This is a genomic window from Neisseria sp. HMSC068C12 (genome assembly GCF_001814095.1).
GTDB lineage: Bacteria > Pseudomonadota > Gammaproteobacteria > Burkholderiales > Neisseriaceae > Neisseria > Neisseria perflava.
This window is the reverse complement of record NZ_KV814825.1, coordinates 182105-188455: the sequence shown is the minus strand read 5'-3', so window position 1 is coordinate 188455 and position 6351 is coordinate 182105. Positions and strand designations below refer to the sequence as shown.

Here is a 6351-nt window from a genome sequence, read left to right as displayed (position 1 = left end):
CCATTGCACGTACTGCTAATTGTTCAAAGGTTTCAGGCCGTCTGAAAAATTTTCAGACGGCCTTTTCACTCATATCGTTTTATGCGGCGAAGCGTTTGGCAACTTCATCCCAGTTAACAATTTCCCAGAAACCTTTCAGGTAGTTAGGACGGCTGTTGCGGTAGTCGATGTAGTAGGCGTGTTCCCATACGTCGCAAGTCAACAGCGGAGTGTTTTCAGTAGTCAGCGGAGTACCTGCATTGGAAGTAGAAACCAGATCCAATTCACCGGCAGGTGTTTTCACCAACCATGCCCAACCGGAGCCGAAAGTACCGGCCGCGCAAGCATTGAACGCTTCTTGAAATTTCTCGAAGCTGCCCCATTTGGCGTCGATGGCTGCAGCCAATTCGCCGGCAGGTTTGCCTTGGCCTTTAGGGGTAAAGCCCAGCCAGTAGAAAGTGTGGTTCCAAGTTTGGGCAGCGTTGTTGAACATACCGCCGGAAGATTTTTTCACGATTTCTTCCAAAGGCATTTCTTCAAACTCAGTGCCTTTGATTTGATTGTTCAAATTGGTGATGTAAGTTTGATGGTGTTTGCCGTAGTGAAACTCCAAAGTTTCTTTGGTCAGATGGGGAGATAACGCATCCAGTTCATAAGGCAATTGTGGCAGCTTGTGTTCCATTTTTATGCTCCTAATTATTGATATTTATATTTTGGTAGTGTACGTCGTCATATTGACAACATAGCTATTTTACCTGCTTTAGCCTAAACAAACCAATTGAACTTACACTGCGTTATAATAGCGGATTACAATTTTCCAGCCAGAGATGCCCGTCATGAGCAATTATTCCGATATGCCGTCTGAAGACCGTGAAATCAGCGCATTATCACTGCCGCCACATTCCACAGAAGCGGAGCAATCCGTATTGGGCGGCCTGATGCTGGAAAATTCTGCTTGGGACCGTATTGCCGATGTCGTTTCCGGCGAGGATTTCTACCGCCACGAACACCGCCTGATTTTTCGTGCCATTGCCAACCTGATTAACGAAAGCCGCCCTGCCGACGTCATTACCGTTCAAGAAAGTTTGGAACGCAATGAAGAATTGGAAGCAGCAGGCGGATTCAACTATCTGATTACACTGGCGCAAAACACGCCATCCGCTGCCAATATCCGCCGCTACGCCGAAATCGTGCGAGAACGTTCCATCATGCGCCAGCTTGCCGAAGTCGGCACGGAAATTGCGCGTAGCGCATACAATCCACAAGGGCGCGATGCAGGTCAGCTTTTGGACGAGGCGGAAAACAAAGTATTCCAAATTGCCGAAAGTACCGCCAAATCCAAACAAGGCTTCCTTGAGATGCCCGACCTTTTGAAAGAAGTGGTCGAGCGCATCGATATGCTTTATTCGCGCGACAATCCTGATGAAGTAACCGGTATATCGACAGGCTTTATCGACCTCGATAAAAAAACATCAGGCCTCCAACCGGGCGATTTGATCATCGTCGCAGGCCGTCCTTCCATGGGTAAAACCGCCTTTTCGATCAACATCGCAGAACACGTTGCCGTAGAGGGCAAGCTGCCTGTTGCCGTATTCTCGATGGAAATGGGCGGTGCGCAGCTGGTTATGCGTATGCTGGGTTCTGTCGGACGTTTGGATCAAAGCGTTTTAAAAACCGGCAGATTACAAGACGAACACTGGGGCCGTCTGAACGAGGCGGTCGTTAAACTCTCCGATGCACCCATGTATATCGATGAAACGCCGGGTTTGACTGCACTCGAACTGCGCGCCCGCGCCCGTCGTCTTGCCCGCCAGTTCAACGGTAAATTGGGCTTGATCGTCATCGACTACCTGCAATTAATGTCAGGCTCCGGCCGTTCTGACAACCGCGCTTCCGAGCTTGGCGAAATTTCCCGCTCACTCAAAGCATTAGCCAAAGAATTGCAAGTTCCCGTCATTGCACTGTCGCAGTTAAGCCGTACCGTTGAGCAGCGTACCGACAAACGCCCGATGATGTCCGACTTGCGTGAATCCGGCGCAATCGAACAAGATGCCGACTTGATTATGTTTATGTATCGTGATGAATACTACAACTCAGAATCACCCGCAAAAGGCTTGGCGGAATGTATTATCGGTAAACACCGTAACGGTCCCGTCGGGAAAGTATTCCTCACTTGGATGGGTCAATTTACCAAATTTGATAATGCCGCCTATGTTCCAGAATCCATGTTGATGGAAGATTGAGACAGATTGTCTGAAAAACTAACCGAATTTCATATTTCATTAGTCACGCATTACAAAATCGTTTAAAATAAATCTAATAAAAGCAAAAGCATTGCCACAGGCAAATGCAAAAGAGAAAACGTCAGTTACCCAACACATTACTACCAAAAATCACTCATGTATCAGACACAAAAAGGCTTCACCCTAATTGAGTTGCTGATCGTCATTACTATTGCAGCAGTAATGGCCGTCATCGCACTTCCCAATATGAATCAATGGATTGCCTCCAGACGTGCAGCATCGCAAGCAGAGCAAATTGCCAATCTGCTGCGCTTCGCGCGAAATGAGGCCGTCCGTCTCAATCTTCCCGTTTACATCTGCCCGGTCAAAATCAAATCCGATGGCTCGCCCAATAATGGTTGCGATTCCAAATATGCCGGTAATGGTATGTTGGCCTACGCCGATAAAAACGAAGACTTACGCTATCAAAACGATACTGTCGATTTATCCATCCGCTCCATTATCCTTAATGGAGATACTGACAAAGTGGAATACAGCTTTAACTATATCCCTATCGGCAATGACCGTTCTGCCCTCTCTGCTTCAGCTCCAAAAGAAGTCTGGTGGAGATTTCTTCCCAATGGTACATTTGGCCATTCAATCGATGGAAAGAATTATCAATTTTCAGACGGCCACATCAAAATCAGCCTGACGGATAAATCCGCCACCGATGCTGAAACCAAGAAAGCCCGTGCTACCGTACTTTTAATCAATGGCAATGGGCATGTCGAAATCTGTGCTAAAAACGATGAGCGCAAAATGTGTGAATACACTTCCAAAGAATAACAACGGTATCTTATGAACATTACTAATCCTACTCATCTCAGATCATTTAAAGGCCGTCTGAAAACGAGCTCATCAAGCTTTACCCCAAAACTTCAATCAGGCATGACCCTGATTGAAGTTTTGATTGCCATGTTTGTCCTTGCTATCGGCGTACTGGCCCTTCTGGCTGTTCAATTACGTACCGTATCCAACGTGCGTGAGTCTGAAAATCAAACCACAGTCGCCCAAATTACGCAAAATTTGATTGAAGGCATGCTCATTAATCCGACGCTCTCTGAAGAAACCGATACTGCAGGCGAAAAAACTACTCGTTATAAAAAATCCTACGATGCCTACCTCAAATCAGACTCTAAACAAACTGCAAAATTTGAAGCCAAAATGACCAAAGCGCAACTTGCGCAGGCGCAAATTGCCCAGTTTAAGGCCGACTTAGCCAAAGCCCTTCCCGAAGCCCAAGTCTTCTCGACCATCTGTAAAGATTCTTCCGGTGCAGAGCCGACTTACGAAAATGGGTTTAACGCAAAATGCGATGGCAAAGGCGACACGACCATCGTGAAAGTTTTATGGTTGCAAGATGTCGAAGAAGAAAATAGCGCAAAAAATCTCAATAAATCGGGGCATCACGTTGTCTATACCTACCAATCACGCGTAAGAGACTAACAATGAACAATAAACGCTTACTCAACCATATTCCCAATAAAACCGCGATGCGCGGTTTCAGCATCCTTGAATTTCTGGTTGCCAGTCTGCTCAGTATGATCGTCTTAATGGCTGTCAGCTCCACCTACTTCACTGCACGCGGATTAAACAAATCTGCCAACTCCCGCATCGGTATCCAGCAAGATTTGCGCAACACCGCCAATATGATCGTCCGCGATGCGCGTATGGCAGGCAATTTCGGTTGCTTCAATATGTCGAATTCTCCCGCCTCTGCAGTAATAGAAGACAAAAGCTCAGATGAATATGCCTTGAAAACAGCCGGTGTTAATAAGCTGTTACCTGTTAAAGAAATCAATAAATTAAGCTATACCGGCTTTGCTCAAACCGGCAAAGCCCTGCTGTTCCAATACGGTATCGACAAAGCAGACTCAACTGAAAAAACTGCCATTGCCAGCAGCTGCTACGGTATTGCCAAACCTCACACAGAAATTAAAGATTTGGCTGCGGCAAAATCGGCTTTAAAAATTACCAACTCTGATCAAGACGGCAGTATCGCCATCATGAAACATGAAATAATTGCCTACGCTGTCGGCAAACTTGGCGAAGAGAGCGGTTTGTTCCGTTTCCAATTATCAAATGATGGCTCATGGAGTAATCCGCAGCTGTTGATTAAAGGCATTACAACCATGGATATCCACTATATCTATGCAGAATGTCCTAATTCTGAAAATGCATCTGCCAGCGGAGTAAATACAGAATCATTTGATTACAAAAACGCATTGGATATCTCAGCTGAGGCTAAGTCTCCGGCTTCTATCCAAATCGTACTGAATAACGGCAGTATTGACCCATCAAAAGAACAAGACAATAAAGTCGATATCTATAATATTAATGCCACTATCCGCGGAGGAAACGTATGCGCCGACCGATCACTCTAATCAAACCTGACCGGCAGCAGGGCTATGCTTTGTTTATCGTTTTAATGATGATGGTCGTCATCGCCCTGCTCGTGGTCACAGCTACCCAGTCCTACAATACTGAACAGCGTATCAGCACCAACGATGCCGACCGCAAACTGACAACCACTTTGGCCGAAGCGGCATTGCGTGAAGGTGAAAATCAAATTTTTGATATTGAAGGGAAAAAGACTACTTTTACCGCAAAATGTGAAAAAGGTTTATGTTCCACACCAAATGTCAAATCCAATGGCGATTTTACTGAAGAAGGTAGCCCAACCGTAGATGCTTGGAAGCGTAAATGCGACAAAAGCCTGTGTATTGACACCAATGGTACGGAATATCCTTTAGATAAAAAAAGCGGCATCGCAAACAATCCACGCTACATCATCGAATATTTAGGCAAAACTACCGAGGGTCGAATTACCTACCGCGTTACTGCCAAAGCATGGGGTAAGAATGCCAATACCCAAGTCGTCCTTCAGTCTTACGTTGCCAGCGAATAATAAAATGAATACTACCTCTACCCAACAACTAGGCTTTACGCTGGTTGAGATGATGATTGCCGTCGCCATCTTAGCCATTCTGAGCATCATTGCCATTCCCTCTTACAACCGCTACATTGAACGCGGCTACCAATCACAAGCGCATGCCGAGTTAGTTGCCATCAATTCTGCTTTTAAAACCCAGATGGTTAAAAATCCAAAGTGGAAAACTGATGAGATTAAAACCAAGTTGGATGACTTTATTTCCTCATATAAAGGCCATAAAGATTTGGCAGACAAATACCAATACTCTGCCGAAATGATTGATACCAATAAAAGCCGAGCCTATCGTTTGAAAGCCATTCCCACAAAAACTGGCTACACCCTTTCCGTTTGGATGGATAGTTTGGGCAATGCTTACAAATGCACTGATATGGATTCTGCCAAAGATTTCAAAACCACAATGACCAATGGAAAAGGTTGCGAATCGGTTTCCAAAAAGAAATCTTCTTAGTCTGACAACCATAAAAAAGCAGTGTCATTTTATCGACACTGCTTTTTATATTTTACTGTTTCCAATCATCGTCTCGGCGTTGGCGTTTCAACAAGATCCTGACTGCGCCATCATTGCCTTGTCGAGGCTCGACATAAGCCAATACATCAGGATGCTGCATCAACCAGCGACGCGTCATATTTTTCAAAACCGGTTTATAGCCTGCAGAACCCAAGCCGCTGCCGTGGACAATCTCGCCGCAAACACCGCGTTTTTTCGTAAACTCAATAAATTCGTTCAATACCTGCTGCGCTTCTTCCTGCGTATAGCCGTGCAAATCTACATCCGCCACCACGGGATAATGGCCGTTTCGCAAACGCATCAAATCATTTTTACCCTGCCCGTTTTTACTGAACGAAGCCGGCGGTTCTTCCCAGCCGCCGCTGCCTACATAAAAATAATCTTCCTGCTCCAAAGTCGCCATTTCTTTAGGTCGCGGCTTGATAGGTGATTTATCACGAGGCTGTTCATAATAGTTGCCGGCATTTTTCAACGGCGTAACCTTGCCAACCGCCTTGCTGAAATCTACATCCTCTACCAGCTTTTTAGCCTTCGCTTCGGCTTCCCGCTCCGCGGCTTCCTTTTTCACCTGTTTGCCCAAAGCCTTCAGCGTTTCTTGAAAGTTTGCCGTCATGGTTTGTCCTTTCCAA

The 6351-nt window shown here is 45.8% G+C and carries 8 protein-coding genes; 6 read left to right on the top strand and 2 right to left on the bottom strand.

From position 1 onward, the window contains the following. Positions 1–79: 79 nt before the first annotated feature. Positions 80–661 (bottom strand): superoxide dismutase, encoded by a 582-nt coding sequence (locus HMPREF2952_RS08790; RefSeq protein WP_003683473.1) that lies wholly within the window; start codon positions 659–661, stop codon positions 80–82. 154 nt (positions 662–815) lie between these two features. Here HMPREF2952_RS08790 and dnaB point away from each other — a divergent pair, with 154 nt between their 5' ends. From dnaB to HMPREF2952_RS08760, 6 genes are all read left to right on the top strand, one after another. Next, the gene (gene dnaB / locus HMPREF2952_RS08785; RefSeq protein ID WP_036490624.1) at positions 816–2222 is read left to right on the top strand and encodes a replicative DNA helicase; all 1407 of its coding nucleotides are present in this window, start codon (positions 816–818) and stop codon (positions 2220–2222) included. A 156-nt stretch (positions 2223–2378) separates the two neighbouring features. Beyond that, the gene (locus HMPREF2952_RS08780) at positions 2379–3047 is read left to right on the top strand and encodes a pilus assembly FimT family protein (protein ID WP_070695561.1); all 669 of its coding nucleotides are present in this window, start codon (positions 2379–2381) and stop codon (positions 3045–3047) included. A gap of 12 nt (positions 3048–3059) precedes the next feature. Then, positions 3060–3707 carry a type IV pilus modification protein PilV gene (gene pilV, locus HMPREF2952_RS08775; protein ID WP_191620578.1) on the top strand — a complete coding sequence of 216 codons (648 nt, stop codon included), beginning with the start codon at positions 3060–3062 and terminating at the stop codon, positions 3705–3707. Positions 3708–3709: 2 nt separating this feature from the next. Further along, positions 3710–4645, top strand: a complete 936-nt coding sequence (locus HMPREF2952_RS08770; protein WP_070695559.1) for a PilW family protein — start codon at positions 3710–3712, stop codon at positions 4643–4645. Continuing rightward, positions 4624–5169 (top strand): pilus assembly PilX family protein, encoded by a 546-nt coding sequence (locus tag HMPREF2952_RS08765; protein WP_070460864.1) that lies wholly within the window; start codon positions 4624–4626, stop codon positions 5167–5169. The genes HMPREF2952_RS08770 and HMPREF2952_RS08765 overlap by 22 nt, the downstream gene beginning before the upstream one ends. 4 nt (positions 5170–5173) lie before the next feature. Further along, positions 5174–5662: a PilX family type IV pilin gene (locus HMPREF2952_RS08760; RefSeq protein ID WP_070460866.1), complete on the top strand. Its 489-nt coding sequence runs from the start codon at positions 5174–5176 to the stop codon at positions 5660–5662. Positions 5663–5714: 52 nt separating this feature from the next. On the opposite strand, the gene HMPREF2952_RS08755 is transcribed toward HMPREF2952_RS08760, so the two are convergent. Continuing rightward, positions 5715–6335 carry a Smr/MutS family protein gene (locus HMPREF2952_RS08755; protein ID WP_070460868.1) on the bottom strand — a complete coding sequence of 207 codons (621 nt, stop codon included), beginning with the start codon at positions 6333–6335 and terminating at the stop codon, positions 5715–5717. Positions 6336–6351 lie beyond the last annotated feature (16 nt).